15 protein-coding genes and 2 pseudogenes are annotated in these 19432 nt (G+C 54.5%); 1 reads left to right on the top strand and 16 read right to left on the bottom strand.

The window, feature by feature from the left end; genetic code table 11:
* Window positions 1–266: 266 nt before the first annotated feature.
* The 11 genes and pseudogenes from KDB76_RS07865 to KDB76_RS07815 all read right to left on the bottom strand — a co-directional run.
* Window positions 267–953 carry a hypothetical protein gene (locus tag KDB76_RS07865; protein WP_212632261.1) on the bottom strand — a complete coding sequence of 229 codons (687 nt, stop codon included), beginning with the start codon at window positions 951–953 and terminating at the stop codon, window positions 267–269.
* Between the two features lie 3 nt (window positions 954–956).
* Window positions 957–3134: a glycosyltransferase gene (locus KDB76_RS07860; protein ID WP_212632260.1), complete on the bottom strand. Its 2178-nt coding sequence runs from the start codon at window positions 3132–3134 to the stop codon at window positions 957–959.
* Window positions 3131–4237 (bottom strand): FkbM family methyltransferase, encoded by a 1107-nt coding sequence (locus tag KDB76_RS07855; RefSeq protein ID WP_212632259.1) that lies wholly within the window; start codon window positions 4235–4237, stop codon window positions 3131–3133. The genes KDB76_RS07860 and KDB76_RS07855 overlap by 4 nt, the downstream gene beginning before the upstream one ends.
* A gap of 123 nt (window positions 4238–4360) precedes the next feature.
* Complete coding sequence (locus KDB76_RS07850; protein ID WP_212632258.1) at window positions 4361–5290, bottom strand: GDP-L-fucose synthase; 930 nt, start codon at window positions 5288–5290, stop codon at window positions 4361–4363.
* A gap of 27 nt (window positions 5291–5317) precedes the next feature.
* The gene (locus KDB76_RS07845) at window positions 5318–6061 is read right to left on the bottom strand and encodes an ABC transporter ATP-binding protein (protein ID WP_249206222.1); all 744 of its coding nucleotides are present in this window, start codon (window positions 6059–6061) and stop codon (window positions 5318–5320) included.
* 8 nt (window positions 6062–6069) lie between these two features.
* Window positions 6070–6870 (bottom strand): ABC transporter permease, encoded by an 801-nt coding sequence (locus tag KDB76_RS07840; protein WP_212632257.1) that lies wholly within the window; start codon window positions 6868–6870, stop codon window positions 6070–6072.
* 64 nt (window positions 6871–6934) lie between these two features.
* Window positions 6935–8335: a glycosyltransferase family 1 protein gene (locus KDB76_RS07835; RefSeq protein WP_212632256.1), complete on the bottom strand. Its 1401-nt coding sequence runs from the start codon at window positions 8333–8335 to the stop codon at window positions 6935–6937.
* A gap of 2 nt (window positions 8336–8337) precedes the next feature.
* Window positions 8338–9552, bottom strand: coding sequence for a glycosyltransferase (locus KDB76_RS07830; RefSeq protein WP_212632255.1), 1215 nt, complete (start codon window positions 9550–9552; stop codon window positions 8338–8340).
* Window positions 9553–9604: 52 nt separating this feature from the next.
* Window positions 9605–10978: a phosphomannomutase gene (locus tag KDB76_RS07825; protein WP_212632254.1), complete on the bottom strand. Its 1374-nt coding sequence runs from the start codon at window positions 10976–10978 to the stop codon at window positions 9605–9607.
* A 135-nt stretch (window positions 10979–11113) separates the two neighbouring features.
* Window positions 11114–12556 (bottom strand): mannose-1-phosphate guanylyltransferase/mannose-6-phosphate isomerase, encoded by a 1443-nt coding sequence (locus KDB76_RS07820; RefSeq protein WP_212632253.1) that lies wholly within the window; start codon window positions 12554–12556, stop codon window positions 11114–11116.
* A 298-nt stretch (window positions 12557–12854) separates the two neighbouring features.
* Window positions 12855–13005 (bottom strand): annotated as a pseudogene (locus tag KDB76_RS07815) (IS30 family transposase); the annotation flags it as partial.
* 64 nt (window positions 13006–13069) lie between these two features.
* Here KDB76_RS07815 and KDB76_RS07810 point away from each other — a divergent pair.
* Window positions 13070–14220 (top strand): IS3 family transposase gene (locus tag KDB76_RS07810; protein ID WP_087535084.1). Its coding sequence is split into 2 segments (ribosomal slippage): window positions 13070–13304 and window positions 13304–14220, totalling 1152 coding nucleotides; the frame shifts between segments, so codons are not numbered across the junction.
* Between the two features lie 17 nt (window positions 14221–14237).
* On the opposite strand, the pseudogene KDB76_RS07805 reads toward KDB76_RS07810, so the two are convergent.
* From KDB76_RS07805 to ihfB, 5 genes and pseudogenes are all read right to left on the bottom strand, one after another.
* A pseudogene (locus KDB76_RS07805) lies at window positions 14238–15023 on the bottom strand (IS30 family transposase); the annotation flags it as partial.
* A gap of 141 nt (window positions 15024–15164) precedes the next feature.
* Window positions 15165–16145 carry an IS5-like element ISPa26 family transposase gene (locus KDB76_RS07800; protein ID WP_024086516.1) on the bottom strand — a complete coding sequence of 327 codons (981 nt, stop codon included), beginning with the start codon at window positions 16143–16145 and terminating at the stop codon, window positions 15165–15167.
* 247 nt (window positions 16146–16392) lie between these two features.
* Window positions 16393–17832: an MBL fold metallo-hydrolase gene (locus KDB76_RS07795; RefSeq protein WP_038409047.1), complete on the bottom strand. Its 1440-nt coding sequence runs from the start codon at window positions 17830–17832 to the stop codon at window positions 16393–16395.
* Between the two features lie 98 nt (window positions 17833–17930).
* A complete protein-coding gene (locus KDB76_RS07790; protein WP_016715026.1) occupies window positions 17931–18194 on the bottom strand; it encodes a lipopolysaccharide assembly protein LapA domain-containing protein in 264 nt (87 codons plus the stop codon).
* 19 nt (window positions 18195–18213) lie between these two features.
* The gene (ihfB, locus tag KDB76_RS07785; protein WP_013971456.1) at window positions 18214–18513 is read right to left on the bottom strand and encodes an integration host factor subunit beta; all 300 of its coding nucleotides are present in this window, start codon (window positions 18511–18513) and stop codon (window positions 18214–18216) included.
* Window positions 18514–19432: the final 919 nt, after the last annotated feature.

The following is a 19432-nucleotide window of genomic DNA, read 5'->3' as shown; positions in this document are numbered from 1 at the left end:
AAGTAGCCGGAAAACAGGGGCTACTTCAGACCATCCCTAAGGTTGTCACCATCCAATACAGCACAAAGCAACCCACGCTTCAGCAACTCTGCTTCCAATGCGTAGGACACAACACTCTTCCCCGAAGCACTCAGCCCGGTCAGCCATAGCGTGAGAGGCACCTGGTTGAGTACTCGCCTCCGGTCATCGCGGGTTGCCACACCGTGCTGCCAAACAATGTTCTTATTCTGCACTCATTAAACCCTCATGCAGCTACGGAGCCGAGGCTACTCAATAATTGGAAACGCATGCGCCTTGCAAAACTGCTCCAGCCCGTCTATTTCATTCAGGATGTGCTTACGATCACTCGCTGACAGGAATACGCGTTTTTCTTCACGCACATGACGACGGTGGAAGAAATTTGCCTTGTCAAAATACGAGAACCCTAAGTCCAGAACCCCGGCGGAGTCTTTCTTTAACTGAAGCGATGCTTGTCTGACGCTAGCTTTGCTGTATTTCTTTTTCAGCTCCCAGATCTCTCCAGGACCCACCATGAGCCCCAGGTACCGTGCAATCGACCACGAAACCCGCAGCGGGCTCTTCTCGACATTTTCAAACTTAACAACCAGAACGGACTGACTAAAATTATTATACGAGAAAAGCCATTTCCTGAAGTCGTCAATGGCCTGAGACAAATCAAAACCGAACACGTCCATCCATGACTCAATGGCCTCAAATGGATTTCTAATGGTGCAAATCCCCTTCATGGCCTCAATCTTGAGCAACCTAACGCCATAGGCATCCACATCATGATTTTTTATGATCACGTGCTTGGAGGTCGAGTCACGGATCACTTGATCTGTGACTAGCGAGGCAGCCACATCACAGCCACCGCGAACACCCAACAGCTCTCGGACAATATTGAACGAGTAAGTTGAACCGCTTCTCGGCATACCGCAAACAGATACCAGCATCTGCTACTTCGACCCATCGACAAATATCAATTTCACGTCGGGATTCATGTACGAAACAGCCGTCGAAACGTTACTGACCACGTGGAAGAGATACCCACAGCGGGCCATGGTCATCGCATCTCGGATAACTTCCCAAGCCATACGAGTCGACCAGTTATCCGGATTGGCTGCAACAAGATGCTGCACCTGGAAACCCTCTTTGGCCTTTTCCTCTTCCGGAAGACTGTCATAGTATTCATCTTCCGAAACGCGCGTGCGCCTGACATCGTCGTAGTAGGAAACCCGATCTCCGAACGCCGCCTCGAACTGTGCAACTACACGATCCTGATCGGTTGCCAAAAAGACCCCCCACTCCTCAGAGTCTCGCGAAATGCCGAGCACATCCAACTGCCCGAGCACGGCATCGACAAATGCCTGACCATGAGCGATACACGCTCCAGGCTGCTCGATAATATGGCTGGGGTGCTTGACGTGTGCAGCCAACATCACCTTGCCCGCGAAGTGCTCAGCTCCAAAATCGTCGATTTCCTTCTGAAAACTCGGCAACAGGCGCACATGATCCTTGAAGGCCTTGTGGTACTGGCGACGGAATGATTGGAAAGAGGCGCTGCTGTACAAATCATACGCATGCGTGTAGGTCAGCAACGGCTCACGGTGCTGATTCCAGATGGTCTGCGGCAGCGAGGAGCGCTCGTACAGGAACTGTTCATCGTTCATCGCATCTGCGGAAAGGCCATACAGCGGTTCAAACAGCTTCAGCCAAATGTTCCCGTCCCTGGGCGTACCGTAGCAAAAACTCACCAGTTTTCCATTCGACTGCTTTTCCAGCAACCGAGTAACATCCCAATCCGGCAGAACCATATGACAGCGATCTTCCGGGAGATCCCAAGCCAAATGACTCATGAAGCAGTTGAACACCGAAAAGAAACCGCCATCATGGGCAGGCAAGACGATACGATTGACCGAGGTCAGCTTGGAAGCAAAGGCGCCAACGCGCTCGATAGCCACACGGTTGCAGCGCTCCGAGACCTTCGTGAAATCCGAACCCCTTGCACGGCTCTTGAACTTTGTCAAGTCGGGCGATACGACCCTGGCATAGTCAATCGCCAACTTATCAAAGGAAAAATGGTGCGCACGAGCGCGTCGAGCCATGGCAGTAGACGCTGCGTGACCCTCTTTGAAAAAGTCGTAGGCTTCGCGCAACTTCACGCGCACATCAGAAATGGAAACACCGTATTGCTTGCCAAATATCTGGTTGTCGATTTCAGGATAGCGGGCCGGCGAAGGAAGCGTGGTATCGATTGCGTAGCACCCTGGACAATCAAACATATCCTGGTGAGGACCGACATCAGAAAGCACCAGCATTTTGCCCAAAGACAATGCTTCACGCGGGCCAATTGAATAACCCTCGCCCTTTGAGCAATTCACAAAAATATCGAACTTTTCGAGCAATTCAGTCTTTTGAGCAACACTCAAATTTTCGTGACTGATAAAAACATTACCCGCTTCATAATGCTTGATCTTATCGACAATCTTGTTATACACGTCGCCGATGGCAAGATTGGAGTGCAGGTAAAGTTCGACGCCCTCTTCATCCTTGAATTCCTGCAAGAATGCCTCTACCAGCACATCAACACCTTTGCGCTGATGAAATGCCGCTACGGAGCCGAAGACAACCTTGTCCCTAGTCTGTGCAAAAGGCCTCACCAGCAAAGGCTCGGTCTCTAGCCCTACCGGCAGGGTACCGACCGGAATTTTTACACCCGATTGAATCGCGACGGCTTCCAGATGATGACTTGTAAAATAAGCAACATCAAACGCAGCATTCAGAATCTCAACCCATTTAGCGGGCAGCTCGTCGGAGTCATACGCGATGTGGGCGATGCGCAGCCCGTCACGCGGAACCAAGGTATAGTGAAGGTCGTGCTCTCCATTCCAAAGCACATCAGTGTAAAAATACACTTTGGCTTTTGAAAGATCTCTGCAAACCGGGATGCGGCGCCCGTTCGGCAAGTAAATGGCGTCCTCACTGACCACACCAGAGTTGGTGGGGTAGATACTGACTGAGAAGAATCTAGACAAGAGTTCACAAGCAGCGTAAGAAACCGCGCCGATGCCAGTACTAAAGTTTGTGCGGCCGATGACACAGACATCAGCATTCGCATTGGTCAAGCCAATCATTTGGATCCACCCATCTTCTTCAGAAGACGCACGATCCTGCGCGCAGGGCCCATCAAGCGCCAAGAGGTGCTCAGCATAATTGCTTCAATGCGCTTACTCAGGTCTGCCACTGCCGCTTGAGAGTTTGCCAGGTCTCGCCTGAGCACGTCCACCTCACGAGCGGCCTCAAGAGCATTCATACGCTCCCGCGTCAAGTAACCGATATGACGAGAACTCTCGTAAAGCTCTTGATAACAAGATTCCAGTTCCAGTTTCAAGTTAGCCTCTTGCAGAGACGCTTCAGTCTTACACTTTTCAAGACTATCCATCAAAAACTCAACCTTCCCGACCATATCCGAAACCTCAAAACACTGAGGAAATTCATATTTCTGCATCGCAATATTAAAAGCCGCATTCTGCTCAGCCATATCGAGATTGGCAGCACGTTCATAATTATCAAACCAATTAGGAGGTACCGCAAAGCCATCGAGCAACAGATCAGCTTTTTCGTTTGCAATATAAAACCTATTGAGACCATCAAAATAAGAAAATTGATAGTCCGACGCGAGCAAGACCGTCTCCCAAAGGTCATGCGTTGGCACCTGCGTATTAGGCTTGGTTGCCTCAACCACAATGACCCAAGGACGAAATTTATTGAAGTCGGCACTCTGCAGGACCGAAAGCTCAGCGCCTTCGACATCGACTTTGAGAAAGTGAATATCCTCGTTCACGAAAGTCTCGCAGATGCTCGCCAGCGTAAGCGTAGGGACATCCACCACATCTACAACTCGCCCTTCGCTCTGATAAGCCTCTGCCAAGTGCTGGTTAATGGTGGATAATCCACCACCCGCGTCGATGGAGTAAAACTTCTTAACGCCCTTGAGCGTATCCACGGCAACGTTAAGGTTAATATCCCGAGGTCGGGATTCATTAACTAGGTCATAAGCATGCTTGACAGGCTCAATATTGACCCCTCTCCAACCCCGGTCATAAAATGCTTTTGTAACCGAGTCGTAATAGGGATCGCATGCGCCAACGTCTATGTAGAAACCGGGCCCATATTTACCCAGCGCTCTCCACAGAATCAAATCCTCAAGATTTTGTGCATATGACTTAAATTTCACCCACACCCCCAAACTCGAACGAACAGCACTATAATATGCAACGACGACTACGGTGCTTCTTGTACTGCCTTACACTACTGCCGCCTACGACTTCAACTGCACATAGCGATAGATAGATGTCAATTATCTGCGCACCTGGCCAGGGTTTTCCTTGAACCAATGATAGGTCTTGGCCAGCCCCGCCTCAAGCGAGTACTCTGGTTTGAAACCAACTTCTTGCAATTTCGAAATATCGTAATCTCGAAGGTGCTGCCCATCCGGCTTGGATGAGTCCCAGACGATATCCCCAGTAAAACCGGAAACTTTTTTGATACATTCCACTGTTTCACGAATCGTCTGCGAGGTGCCGGTCGCGAGGTTAATCGCACCCACAGCCTGCTCACCAATCAAGCGCATCGCACGTGCTGCGTCTTCGTTGAACAGGAAGTCACGGCGCGCACTGCCGGTTCCCCAGACGGGCACACTTTCGCCTTGCTGGATAGCCTTATGGAATTTTGAAATCAGCGACGGAATAACGTGCCCCCATTTCTCATCAAACTTGTCGTGAGGACCGTACAAGTTAGTCGAAATACAGAAGGCAAACTCCATACCATATTGATCACGGTATGCCTCCAATTGCGCCAACATAGCGCGCTTGCTGTGCGCATATGGCGCTTCGGAGTGATGGGGTGGACCGCACCAGACCTGATCTTCAGACATTGGAAGTGTCACGCTGTCAGAGTAGATGGCGGACGAGCCCATCGCCACGATCTTCTTGACTCCGACCCGCTGCGACGCTTCAATCAGATTGGTATTGATCCGTGTATTCTCAAGGAACGCCTGGGCCTTGTTCTGCATGTTACCCATGATGCCATACACACGGGCCGCCAGGTGGTAGACAACCGCAGGACGGACCTCTTCCAGCAGTGCATTGGCCTGAGCCTCGTCGCGTAAATCAGCATCTTTGCTGGAAGGCGCGACAACATTGGAGTAACCCGCCTTCGCAAGTTCCTGCAGCAGCGCCTGCCCAATAACGCCAGAGGCACCAGTGATCAGTATTTTATCAGAGTACATAGTGAGACTTCCTAGTTAAACCAATCATCAACCAAAGTAAGCGTTACACACTTCTTCGGTCGGACCATCCATTTTAATGCGGCCATGCTCAAGCCATATCGCTCGGTTGCACGTATTTGTTATGAGCTCACGCGAATGGCTGGCAATGACCAGGATCTGGGTGGCCTCAACCACATCTGACATCCTAGCTTCGGCTTTGTGCTTAAACCCTTCATCACCGACCGACAACCACTCATCCATGAGTAGTATTTGTGGCCTTACAATTGTCGAGACCGCGAATGCGAGCCGCAAGTGCATACCACTGGAATACGTTCGCATGGGCATCTCAATGAAATCACCCAACTCCGAAAACTCGATGATCTCGTCCATCTGTCGCGTGATCGTAGCCTTGTCCAGACCCAAGAGAGCACCCCGAATGAAAATATTCTCTCGGCCAGTCGCTTCGGGGTCCACACCCAGCGAAATATCGATAAGCGAGCCAATCTCACCTTCGATTTTTGCAGTCCCCAGGGACGGCTCATAAACACCGCTGAGCATGCGCAACAGCGTACTCTTACCAGCACCGTTATGGCCGAGCAAACCCACTCGATCGCCATGCGCCAACGAAAAACTCAGGCCGTCCAATGCCCGAACCACGACACGGCCGTGCGGGTCCGCCCCAAGCTGACCGCCAGTCGCAACCTGCATCAGGCGCTTCTTCAGCGAACGACCATTTGCGTTATAGACTGGGAAGTCAACACTTACGTTTTCAAAACATATTGACGCCATCATTCTTCTCACTAGAGCCAATAAGCAATTCTTGACTTGTATCGGCCGTAAACCACCAATACCAGAATCCAGCCAGATACAGCCAGAACCGCCGAGACCAACCAGTTCACAGGCTCAGGAACCTGCCCCATGATCGGAGCCCTCACGACTTCCAGCAAATGATAAAATGGGTTGTAGGTCAAAACCAATTGCCCCGAGCGCTCAGGCAGTAGGCTGGGCATCCACATGATCGGCGTCAGATAGAAAACCACCTGCAACACACTCGTTACGATCTGTGGCAAATCCCTGTAGCGGGTACAGATCACACCGAGCAGCAGCGCAATCCAAGATAGGTTCATTACCAACAGTAAAAACCCGGGCACCGTATACAAAGCCACCCAGCCCACGGATTTTGACACCGCGAAAAAGACAAACGGCAAGATGACAATATTGTGCGCAAGAATAAGAATATTTCGCCATACCAGACGCATAATATGTACGAACAACGGGATGGGTAACTGCTTGATTATCCCTTCAGCCGCAATGAACCCGGCGCATCCCTCACCGATCACTGTCGATATGAAAGTCCACAAAATCATCCCCACGGCAAGGAACGGCAAGAATTCAGCCATTGCCGCTTTGAAAATTTGCCCAAACACTACGCCAATGGTTCCGATCATAACGCCCATGCTGATTGTCAACCAGAAGGGCCCTAATGCAGAACGGCGATAGCGCTGGCGCAAATCCTGCCACCCCAGCATCCTCACCAGCGAGTGCCGGGCAACAGCATTACTGATATCACCTAAAGCCACGCTGACAGCTTTTTTCTTCATCCAGCACACCGATATATCTGAAGTGGAAAAATAATATCCTCAATAACCAAAGATCGAGCCTTGATTATTGACTGGCAACCGGCCGCAAACGCTCAAAAACAGAACATGCCGTGTCCGCCCACGAAGTCACAACATAGGCTTCGGCGATCCTTTTTTGCTTGGACTCTACATCGCACGGGTGCTCAATGTACCAAAGCAACCTGTCTGCCCACGCCTCGACATTCCAGGGGTCCAGGTACTCAACAAATTCGCCACCCACTTCCGGAATTGACGCACTGTTCGCCGCCAGGCAGAACTTTCCAAACGCCAAGCTCTCTGCAACCGGCAAGCCCCAACCTTCATACAGCGAGGGATACAGTGTCATATGAGCACCTTGGTACAAGTGCGTCAAATCACTGTCCTCAACATTATTGAGAATCCTTATAAATTTCTGGGTCCTCGGGTCAAGTTGTATGTCTTTCAGAAGATCACCAACCCCCCAACCCGGCATTCCAACGAAGACCAGCAACGGCAAATTGGTCACACCCCGATCCACCAACCGGGCATACGCGCGGTACAAGACTTCGTGGTTCTTCCTTCGCTCTATCGTAGAGACAAAAAGAAAATAGGGTTGATCCATGATATCGCGAAGCGCTTTCGAGCACGGCTTCACCGCCTCTTTCGGCAGGTCGCAACCGAGACGCACGACCTCCATCCGAGGCTGCGGGGCCCCCAACTCACTGAGCAGCGCTTGCAAATCACGCTTGGAGCACTCTGAAATGCAGAGAATCTTGTCGGCGCACCAGGCAACGTTTGAAAAATACAGCGCGAATCTGGACGCTACATCCCCCACACAAAGATGCGGCAACTTTGTTGGGATCACATCATAACAGAACAGAATGACCTTGAAGTTCAGCCGCTTTTTCAACTGACAAAGGCTGGAAAAGTCTTTCTGATCCCAATCGAGCCCCATGGAAATATAGGTATCTTCAGCACGAAATGGTGCAGATACTTCCCCCGCCTCAACCGGCCCCCGAGCAATGCCCGGCTCGGGCAAGCGAGTGAGCATTGTACGCAGCGATCGCAACATCTGCTTCAAGGCACGAGCACCCTCGACAACAGCGGAGCGCCTCGGCTGGAGATAGGCATAAACTCGACTTTTCAGCCCCAGGGGAAGCCGGTCGATTACCTGCATCAATTTCTGTTTTAAACGGTGCTCAATCGGCAACTGCAGTTGTTTTTTTGCATCGCTCACACCGCCACTGCCACCGTGGACACTACTTATTCTGGACAGGGCAGCGACCACCGTCGCCTCTTCGACAGCGAAGTAACCCTTTGAAAAATCAAAAGCACAAAACTTGATCAACTCGCCGCTGCGTATCAGTTGTAGCGCGTGGGCCGCACATTCCGCTTCCGTACGAACAACACCAACCGCTGGCCGCCGCCAACCCAGAATAGTGGTAACATCCAGCCAAATAACCGCCATACCTATAGCCTCTCCAACATAATGGCATCAAGCTCAGCAGGAATAGACTGCAGCGTCTTTGCCCACGTCAGCCCTTGTCTGAAGTACATGTCGTCCTCATTCACAGCATTCGCCGGCGCATTCAGCTTGAGCCTAATGAACTCGTGAAACTCGGAGGGTGTTCGGGCGACTTCGACACCTGGCAGGCCAAGGTAATCACCAAATCCACGAAACGCAGCCTCAGTACCCACTACATATTTTCCGGAGTACAGCGCTTCCGCGGTTTTTATGTTGGATCCCCCCCCGTGTGGGATTGGCAGTAAAAAAGCATGCGCCAGGCTTTTGACAGCGGCCAAATCACTATCGGACAGTACATGAAGCAACTGCACTTTGGAGAGGTTAAGGAAATTCCATTTGCCTTTGGCCAACTCCGAAGCCAGGTGATCACATACGCTGCCTGCAACCACCAGCTTCGAACCTGGGGGAATGCAGCCCAGCGCCCCGCCCATGCAATCATTGAAGCCAGTAAAGTTTGGCGGATGTGCACTCGCTACGTAAAGAATCCAAGGCTGCTTGGGGAGGCGCGCCTTCCATTTCTGCACCGTCGTGTCGTCGGTATGCCACGGCGCGATACCGTTCGATGCAAGCACCGCTCGACTTGCGCCCCAGCGTTCGAGAATGTCCCGATCCGCCTCGGTGACGGCCGCAACCAGATCGGCCTCGCAAACAACCTCTCGTTCTAACGCTTCGATCTCTGCAACAATGCCTTCGTAATTGTCAACACCACAGCTCTCCAGAATTTCCTGCTTGAGCGGTGCTTCAATATTCTGAGATCCATAAACCATCAGCACATTGCGGTAAGCATCCAGCGCCTTGATTTTTTTTGCCAAGGGCCACAACCAAGGTTGCTCCACGTGAATGACGTCAAGTGCTGAAGGGAGCGTTGCAAGAATCTTGTTCAGCGCACCATCTTTCGCCGAAGCAAACGCTCCGCTCAGGAAGTCGTTGATCAAGGGCATCTTTTCACCCTTGTAGTAACGATACTTTGAGGTTGCTCCAAACTCGGTATCATGCGCCCCTACCGGGCCACATCCATACCCTTCCGGCTCATAAACGGCAACACTGGAAACATCCCAACCCGCAGCACGATACGCACTCACAAGATTAGCGAGGCGAACTTGCCCGCCATGACGCGCTTCAACAAAAGGATAGGTAGATAAAATTAAAACGCTCTTCACTTTTGTTTAACCCTTGCTGCATCGGTACTTTTCACACAGGTCATTTCAACCGTCAGCATGACGAAGCGCCTGCCTTGATCAGACGTTCCACCTCATTAAACTTCTTCTCCAGATCCTCACCCTCCTTCGCTTCCACGTTCAGTCGAAGAAGAGGCTCCGTATTGGATGAGCGCACATTGAAACGCCAAGTTTCAAACTCCATACTCAGCCCATCCACACGCTCTACTTTAATAGCAGACGACTGATAAAAAGCTTGCACCGACTCGATGAGCGCCTCAGCATCTTTAACCTTGTAATTTACTTCACCACTACAAGGATACATTCTAATTCGTCGGTCAACCATTTCAGAAAGCGTGAGACCGGACGAGGAAATCAGTGCCACTACCAACAACCAAGGAATCATTCCACTGTCGCAGTAGGCGAAGTCCCGGAAGTAGTGGTGTGCGCTCATTTCGCCGCCGTAAACGGCGTCTTCGGCACGCATGCGCTCCTTGATAAAGGCATGGCCAGTCTTGCTCTGGATGGCCTGGCCACCGGCAGCATGGACTTGTTCGATCGTATTCCAGGTCAGGCGCGGGTCATGGATGATCTTGCTGCCCGGGTGCTTGGCCAGCAGCATTTCAGCCAACAGGCCAACCACGTAGTAACCCTCGATGAAGCGGCCATCGTTGTCGAAGAAGAAGCAGCGGTCGAAGTCGCCATCAAAGGCAATACCGATGTCGGCACCAGTATCGAGTACGGCTTGCCGGGTCAGGTCGCGGTTTTCCGGCAGCAATGGGTTGGGGATGCCGTTGGGAAAGTGGCCATCGGGCTCACCATTGATGACGCTGATATCAAGCGACAGGCGCGCCTTGAGCAACTCGAGCACCGGACCGGCAGCACCATTGCCAGGGTCGGCCAGCACCTTCAGCGGCTTGAGCGCAGACAGGTCGATGTAGGTCAGCAGGTGGTCAATGTAGGACGTCTTGCCGAAGGCTTCACGCACAACACCGGGGCAAGACGCCCGGATACCGAGATCTCCTGTTTCGACGCGCTGACGGATATCGTTGAGCCCCGTGTCTCCACTGATCGGACGCGACTGCTCGCGCACCAGCTTCATACCGTTGTAACCCTTGGGGTTGTGGCTTGCGGTAACCATGATGCCGCCATCAGCCTGGTAATGGCTGGTGGCAAAATAGACTTCCTCGGTGCCGCACAGGCCGATATCGATCACATCAGCGCCACCTTCGCTCAAACCCTTCATCACAGCGCGGGACAGACTCGGACTTTCCAGGCGCATGTCCCGGCCGACCACATAGCTGCGCCCACCCAGCTGGGCGACCAGGGCACGACCGATACGGTAGGCAATATCCTCATTGAGGTCAGTCGGCACTTGGCCGCGGATGTCATAGGCTTTGAAGCAGCGGGTCTGAATAGGATCGTACATACATCTCTCTCGATACGGCCTCGCATGGGCGAGCACCGATTAAAAGGGGATGGCCGGCGAATGTTCTGCCGCATGAATGTTGCCCCCCAGGCACCTCAAAAAGGCCCCGGGGGTCGGGGAGGGAAAAAGCCTAACTCAGCCGTCGCAACGACCGTACTTGTCCTCGAAGCGGACGATATCGTCTTCACCGAGATAGTCGCCGCTCTGCACTTCGATCAGTACCAGGTCTATGACACCTGGGTTTTGCAGACGATGCTTGTGGCCGGCACGAATGAAGGTGGATTCGTTGGTATTGAGCATCAGCTCCTGGTCATCGTTGACCACCACGGCCATGCCGCTCACCACGATCCAGTGCTCACTGCGGTGGTGGTGCATCTGCAGCGACAGCGAGGCCTTGGGCTTGACGACGATGCGTTTGATCTTGAAACGCTCACCATCTTCGAGCGTGGTGTATGTACCCCACGGACGGTGCACCGTCTGGTGCAGCATGTGAGCGGCATGGCCGTCGCTTTTCAGGCGTTTGACGATGTGCTTGACGTCCTGAGCATGATCCTTGTGCGCAATCAGCAATGCATCCGGGGTATCGACCACCAGCAGGTCTTGAACCCCAACCAGAGCCGCAAGCCGATCCTCGGTGCTCACATAGTTGTTGCTCGCGCCGTAAGCCATGACTTCGCCTTCGAAGCGGTTGCCATGCTCGTCCGGCGCGGTCAGCTCGCTGACCGCGTTCCACGAACCGATATCGCTCCAACCGATGTCGCAGGGAATGGTTGCGACCTTGCTTGACCGTTCCATCAGCGCATAGTCAATGGAAATGTCCGGCACCTTGGCAAAGCTTTCGGCATCCAGGGCCAGGCAGCTATAACCGGTGGAGGTGGAGCGGCGAGAAGTCTCGAGGGTTTGCGCGACAGCATCAAGCACGTCGGGCGCATGGGCCTTGAACTCCTCGATCACAGCACCAACCTGGAAGCAGAACATGCCAGCGTTCCAGAAGTAATTGCCAGCGGCGACATACCCTTCGGCGGTCTTCTGGTCAGGTTTTTCGACAAAGCGCTCGACCTTGAGCCCACCATCAAGCACACCATCGGCGGCAGCCTCAATGTAGCCGAAGCCGGTTTCTGGGTACTGCGGTTTGATACCGAAGGTCACCAGCCAACCCTTCTCGGCCAAGTACATCGCTTTGCCCACTGCGTCGGAAAAGGCTCTCTCGTCCTGGATCAAATGATCAGCGGCCAGTACCAGCATGTACGCCTGCGAGCCATGGGTCTGAAACAGCTGCAGTGCGGCAGCAGCCACTGCTGCTGCGGTATTGCGACCAAACGGCTCGAGGATGAAGCCTTGGGTAAGGTGCTGGGAATTGACACCGCGGTATTCATCTTCGGTCTTGAACAGAAGCTCGCGGTTAGTGACTGTCAGCACCTCAACCACACCATCCAGACGCGCCGCACGGGTAAACGTCTTCTGGATGAGGTTCTGGCCATCTGGCAGGGTCATGAACGGCTTCGGATGAGCCTCACGGGATACTGGCCACAAACGGCTGCCGACGCCACCGGATAGAATTACCGGGATCAATTCCATATTCGAGTCCTTAAAGGCCCTGAGCGCTATCAACCTCAGGAAACCTGCATGTGTCTTATATCTGACCGCCGCCGCGACAGCCGCAACGGCGCTAACTGTAAGCGCCCAACGTGTTTAATCCCTAGCCTTCCATAGGCTCAGGACCCAAGCTAGGCTGTTAGAATACCAGAGTTTTTTCTCAGTAGCTGCCCGCCAAGCACTGGAAACGCGCCCGCCACCAGAGATCCAGGGGCCAAAAGCCGCACCTGTCAGGGCCACGAAACAGATGGCGGTTTCAGAAGCTGAGTGCAACACAGGGCTATTGAATTAAGGATGGACGCTCGTGATGCCGAGCCATCATCTGCGTCATCATTTCGATTGGGCATTGGTAATCAAAACGCTGGCGGCCGAATATTGAGCTCATACGCGATTGCATCCAACTGCTCTTGGCTATGACCAGACAAGTCCGTGTGAATCGCCCCTGGTTTCGTAGACACCTCCAAGCCTCATAATGAGGCCCAAATAGGAGGTGCCATGAGTCGTCAGCGTTACCCCGAAGAATTCAAGATCGAAGCGGTCAAGCAAGTGACCGAGAAAGGCAAACCTGTCGCCGATGTCGCCCAGCGCCTGGGCATGTCCGTGCACAGTCTTTACGCCTGGATCAAGGTCTACAGCAAGCCCCAAGAGCAGCGTCAGCAAGACGACGATCAGCAGGCCGAACTGCGCAAGCTACGCGCTGAACTCAAGCGCGTGACGGAAGAGCGAGACATCTTAAAAAAGGCCGCCGCGTACTTTGCCAAGGAGTGCGGCTGAAGTACGCCTTCATCAAGAAGCACTCGACTGATTACCCGGTGCGGCGCCTTTGCCAAACCCTCAAGGTGCACCCCAGCGGCTATTACGCCTGGCTGGCCGAGCCTCAATCTGCCCGAGCAAAAGAAGATCAACGTCTGCTTGGCTTGATCAAACACGCTTGGCTGGAAAGCGGAGGTGTATACGGCTACCGCAAAATTCACGATGACCTGCGTGAGCTGGGAGAGGAATGCGGCCGAAATCGAGTCAGGCGCTTGATGCAGGCGGAGGGGCTGCGTTCTCAAACGGGCTATCGGCGGCGTCCAGGGTTCTATGGTGGAAAACCAACAGTGGCCTCGCCCAACCACCTCGCGCGGCAGTTCAAGGTAAGTGAGCCGAACAAGGTCTGGGTGACAGATATCACTTACATCCGCACCTATGAAGGGTGGCTCTACCTCGCGGTAGTGCTGGATCTCTTCTCACGCCAAGTAATTGGTTGGTCAATGAAGCCAAGGATGTGCAGCGACCTGGCTATCGACGCGATGTTGATGGCTGTTTGGCGACGCAAGCCTCAGCAGCAAGTTATGATTCACTCAGATCAAGGCAGTCAGTTCAGTAGCTCGGATTGGAAAAGCTTTTTGAAGGCCAACAATGTAATCAGCAGCATGAGCCGGCGGGGAAACTGCCACGACAATGCCGTAGCCGAGAGCTTTTTCCAGCTTTTGAAGCGAGAGCGAATCCGACGAAAGATCTACACAACCCGTGAAGAAGCCCGAAGTGATATTTTCGATTACATCGAGATGTTCTATAACCCTAAACGCCGACACAGCAGTGCTATGCAGCTGTCTCCAGTAGAGTATGAGAAACGCTATTTCCTGAGCTTGGAGAGTGTCTAGAAAACCAGGGGCGATTCAGTGCCCTTGGGCAGATACTGGCGAATCAGGCCGTTGATATTTTCGTTGCCACCGCGCTGCCAAGGGCTATGCGGGTCTCAGAAGTAAACAGCCACTCCGGTGCGCTGGGTGATCTCGGCGTGACGCACCATTTCCCGGCCTTGGTCGTAGGTCATCGTTTTGCGCGCCGCCAGAGGCATGCGGTTCAAAGCAGCACTGAAACCTTCGACAGCCGAGGTCGCGGTAGCGTCATGCATCTTGATCAGCATCAGGTACCCCGTACTGCGCTCCACCAACGTGCCAACCGCCGAAGCATTGCCTTTGCCCTTGATGAGGTCGCCTTCCCAATGACCGGGGGTCAGACGGTCTTCTGCCTCAGGCGGACGAACGTGAATGCTGACAAGGTCAGGAATCTGGCCACGGCGATCCACCCCGCCAGAACGTGGGCGACGGCTGGTTTTGCCTTGTCGCAAGCAAATAAGCTCACCCACCGGCAATGCATAGATGGCGTTGTAGATCGTTTCGCGACAGACGTAGGCGTCTTCAAGCTTTGGGAATTCCATGCGTCGGAGTTTGCCGGCAATTTGTTGAGGAGAAAAGCGCTGTCGCAGCAGATAAACCACCAGGTCGAACAGTTCGCCACCTGGATCGAGCTTGCGCGTGGGTCGACAGACTTTACGGCGTTGGCACATCTGCTGCTGAGCCGGGCTATCCGAATAGGGCGAGGCATTGGCGGCGTTATGACGGAGCTCACGGCTGATGGTCGAAGGGCTGCGACCAAGCATCCGGGCGATCGCTCTTTGGATGGTCTGAAGTAGCCCCTGTTTTCCGGCTACTTCGCCATCGACACTTTCAAAAAACGGTAGCCGCTCAAATCCCGGTCAAACCTGCCGTCTATTTCAGCCTTTTTTGCCGCTGCAAGCACCTCGCAGCAGTCACTTCACTCTTCACGGACGCACCTCTCCTGCATTGGAGAGCAAATGTCGACGCGCCATCCAAATGTTCGACAGGGCGAACAGCGTCACCATCTGAGCAGTGTTTTTCACCAAGCCTCGGAAGCGCACTTTCGTATAACCAAACTGGCGCTTGATCACCCGAAATGGATGCTCAACCTTGGAGCGAACCTGGGCCTTGGCTCTTTCGATCTTACGTATCGCTTTGTATAACGCGCTGCGGTTACCGTGCTTTTTGTAAGTGCTGCGCCGGGCTGCAATCTGCCAGATGACTTGGCGCCCCTCATGCTCTTCACGCTTCTCTACACCGGTATAGCCCGCATCAGCGCAGACCACGTTCTCACCACCGTGCAGCAGTTTGTCGACTTGGGTTACGTCCGCGACGTTGGCCGCAGTGACCACCACGCTGTGCACAAGCCCGGACTCATCGTCGACACCAATGTGAGCTTTGGCACCGAAGTAATACTGGTTGCCCTTCTTGGTCTGATGCATTTCCGGGTCGCGTTTGCCGTCCTTGTTCTTGGTCGAACTGGGCGCATGAATCAGAGTGGCATCGACGATGGTGCCTTGTCGCAGTGACAAGCCACGGTCGCCCAAATAGCCATTGATCACGCCGAGAATACCGGTGGCCAACTCATGCTTTTCCAGCAGGCGACGGAAGTTGAGGATGGTGGTTTCATCCGGGATTCGCTCCAGGCTCAGACCGGAAAACTGGCGCAGGATCGTCGTCTCGTACAGCGCCTCTTCCATCGCCGGATCGCTGTAACCGAACCAGTTCTGCATTAGATGAATCCGCAGCATCGCCATCAGCGGATAGGCTGGACGGCCCCCTTCGCCCTTTGGGTAATGAGGTTTGATCAGAGCAATCAAACCCTCCCAGGGTACGACCCGATCCATCTCTATCAGGAACAGCTCCTTGCGGGTCTGCTTGCGCTTACCGGCGTACTCGGCATCGGCGAAGGTCATTTGTTTCATCATCGAAAAGCTCGGCGATTGGTGTCCGGGGATTTTGCCAAATCAGGAAGTCTTTTTCAGGATTTCCCTTTGGCTCAGACCCTGAAGCTGGGCGAGTTGGATCGTGATGCGTTTTTCAATACTGAGTTCATGGTAAGACATGTGCACACCGTACCGGATTGGCCAGGTGTTGCACTCAGTTTTTGCCGCAGCCGATTATAGCGAATATCAGACAACATCACCCGCCAATGTTCAGTGAGCACCAAACCTATCGCGCAATAAAAACAGCCACCGGTCGCCCCAAGGCCGCCAGACGCGCCTCCAGCGCCTGCTTCAGGGACACTTTTGCGTGCCGCTCGCCATGCATCAGGACAACCCTCCCCGGAGCACAGGGCATGCCCTCGACGAACTTCACCAGGCCACTTTGGTCGGCATGGCCCGAATAGCTACTCTGCGTAATCACTTTCGCCTTGACTTCATACATTCGCCCATCCAGATCGACCTGCACAAAGCCCTCTGCACCTTGACAGGCCTGGATAACAGCTCCCGGAGTGCCCTTTGCCTGATAACCGACAAACATCACCTCATGCCGCGAATCCCCCAGCATGGCCTTGAGGTAATTGACGATGCGCCCACCCGAGCACATGCCATTGCCGGCAATGACAATCGCCGGCCGCCCGGTGCTCTTGAGGTAATTGACCACCTGCTGGTGGCGAGCGTGGCTGTCCACGCTGATCAACTGACTGAAACCCAGCGGGTCGCGCCCTTCGGCAAGGCGCGCCCTGGCTTCGGCATTCCAGTAGTCGTGCAACTCCCGGTACACGCCAGTGATGCGCTGGGCCAGGGGTGAATCGAGGATGATGGGCAGCTGCGACCAGTCGAGCGGGTCGCCAGCGGGGGCCGGGCCGGCTTTGTTCAGCAAGGCCCTGCGGTGAAGAATGCCTTCGATCTCATACAGCAATTCCTGCGTCCGGCCGAGACTGAATGCCGGTATGAGAATGGTGCCGCCATCAGCCAGCGCACGATCGATGGCCGCTTCCAAACGTTGCTGCCGATCACTGCGATCAGGGTGCAGCCGATCACCATAAGTGCTCTCCAGCACCAGTACGTCGGCCCGCTCAGGCGGCTGAACTGGACGCAACAGCGGATTGCCGGGCGCGCCGAGATCGCCCGAGAAAACGATGCGCGAACTGGGCTCAATGCCTGGGTAGCGCACATCACATTCCACATACGCCGACCCCAGAAGGTGGCTGGCACGCTGCAACCGAATGGAACAAGCAACACCCCCACACTCGACAACGGGATGCCATTGCTCGAAAGGCAGCGCAACGATGAGTCGCTGCAACAACGCAAGGTAGCGATCGACCTGAACGGGGTCAGCGCTTATACCCAGCTTGTAGGCATCCTCCAGCACCAGCGGCAGCAGCTTCGCCGATGGTTCGCTGCACAAGATCGGGCCGCGGAAGCCTGCAGCGAGCAGTGCGGGGATACGACCTACGTGATCGAGATGTACATGGGTGACGACCAGAGCCTGGATACCCTGGATATCGAAAGCGAGCGGCGCGAGTTCTGCGCCCGGGGTGACGTCGGCGCCCTGCTCGAGACCACAGTCTACCAGCAGGCTAGTCACTGCATCGAGGTGGAGTTGATGGCAAGAACCGGTAACACCCCGGGTGCCGCCGTGATGAAAAAGGGAAGGATATTCCATGCTACACACTCGCCTGAGTCGAAAATGAAGTGGCCTATTACTCCATGACGACGAGTGCGCGCGAAGGTACCCCTTCCTTAAACAGGGTAGGAATTGTCTTAATTGCCGCTCAACGCTGCTTGCCGCGCAGAGGCGCGAATCTTGCGCTTGCTGCGCTGCACGCCGTAGGCACCCAGCAACGGCCCGACTGCCAGGCCAATGACCAGGGCGGCCAGAACCAGCACTGCGACCGGCATGGCCGGGGCAGCCCAACCGAACAGGACCAACGAGACGGTTTGCTGGTTCTCCAGCACGAAGAACAGCACCACAGCCGCCAACAGCAGCACGAACACCGCCGCCAGGGCGCGCTTGAGGTTACGCATCAGATTGCTCCTTGTGGAATCAGGTGTGGGCCTCATGCTCTTCTTCATTGACCCGATCGCGCAACTCTTTGCCGGGCTTGAAGTGCGGCACGAACTTGCCTTCGAGGCTGACCGACTGGCCGGTCTTCGGGTTACGGCCTACGCGAGGGGCGCGATAGTGCAGCGAGAAGCTGCCGAAACCGCGGATCTCGATGCGATCGCCGGTGGCAAGGCATTGTGACATCTGCTCAAGCATGGTCTTGATGGCCAGCTCCACGTCCTTGGACGAGAGCAGCCCCTGATGGGTGACAATACGTTCGATCAGCTCCGACTTCGTCATATTTTTCCCTTCGTTATCAAGCAGCTAGATCATTGCTTAACCAGTTTGTAGCACGCTGGGAGGGATTTGAACAGGGTGGTTCTTGACTTAATAAAAAAATTCAAGATTGAAGTTTTACAGGAATGGTCTAGCTGGCGGCGCCTGGCAGGCCCGGCCTCATCGCCGGCAAGCCAGCTCCCACAGGGATAATGCAGGCTTTTGGAAATCGGGCTTGGGTCGCTGGCCCTGCAGAGATGCTACCTGCTTCGAAGCCAGGTACCGGCCTGTTGAGAGCAGGCTTTTCGCGACACAGGGCTGCTTCACAAGGGGATCGTGCAAGTACTGGGAACATGGGCCAGACCACTGCTCCCCGCATGGACATCACCTGCCTTGAAGCCAGCACAGCCCATGTGGGAGCGGGCGCGCCCGCGAACACCGGCGTAGCCGGTGCCATCCATCGCGTCGCCTGCTTCGCGGGCATGCCCGCTCCCACAGGGGATCGCGCCAGTTTCCAGAAAGGTGGGGGGCACACCGATAGACCACTGAGGCAGCACATGCATTGAAGGCCACACCACCCTCTGTGGGAGCGGGCGCGCCCGCGAACACCGGCATAGCCGGTGCGATCCATCACGTCGCCTGCTTCGCGGGCATGCCCGCTCTCACAGGGGATCGCGCCAGTTTCCGGAAAGGTGGGGGGCACACCGATATACCACTGAGGCAGCACATGCCTTGAAGGCCACACCACCCTCTGTGGGAGCGGGTTCACCCGCGAACACCGGCGTAGCCGGTGCCATCCATCGCGTCGCCTGCTTCGCGGGCATGCCCGCTCCCACAGGGGATCGCGCCAGTTTCGGGAGAGTTGGGCACACCGTTATACCGCTGAGGTAGCACATGCACTGAAGGCTACACCACCTTCTGTGGGAGCAGGCGATGCCATGGA

The sequence above is a fragment of the Pseudomonas sp. JS425 genome (assembly GCF_018223845.1).
In the GTDB taxonomy this organism is placed as follows: domain Bacteria; phylum Pseudomonadota; class Gammaproteobacteria; order Pseudomonadales; family Pseudomonadaceae; genus Aquipseudomonas; species Aquipseudomonas asiatica.
The sequence above is the reverse complement of the archived record's forward strand: the minus strand, read 5'-3'. Positions and strand labels throughout refer to the sequence as shown.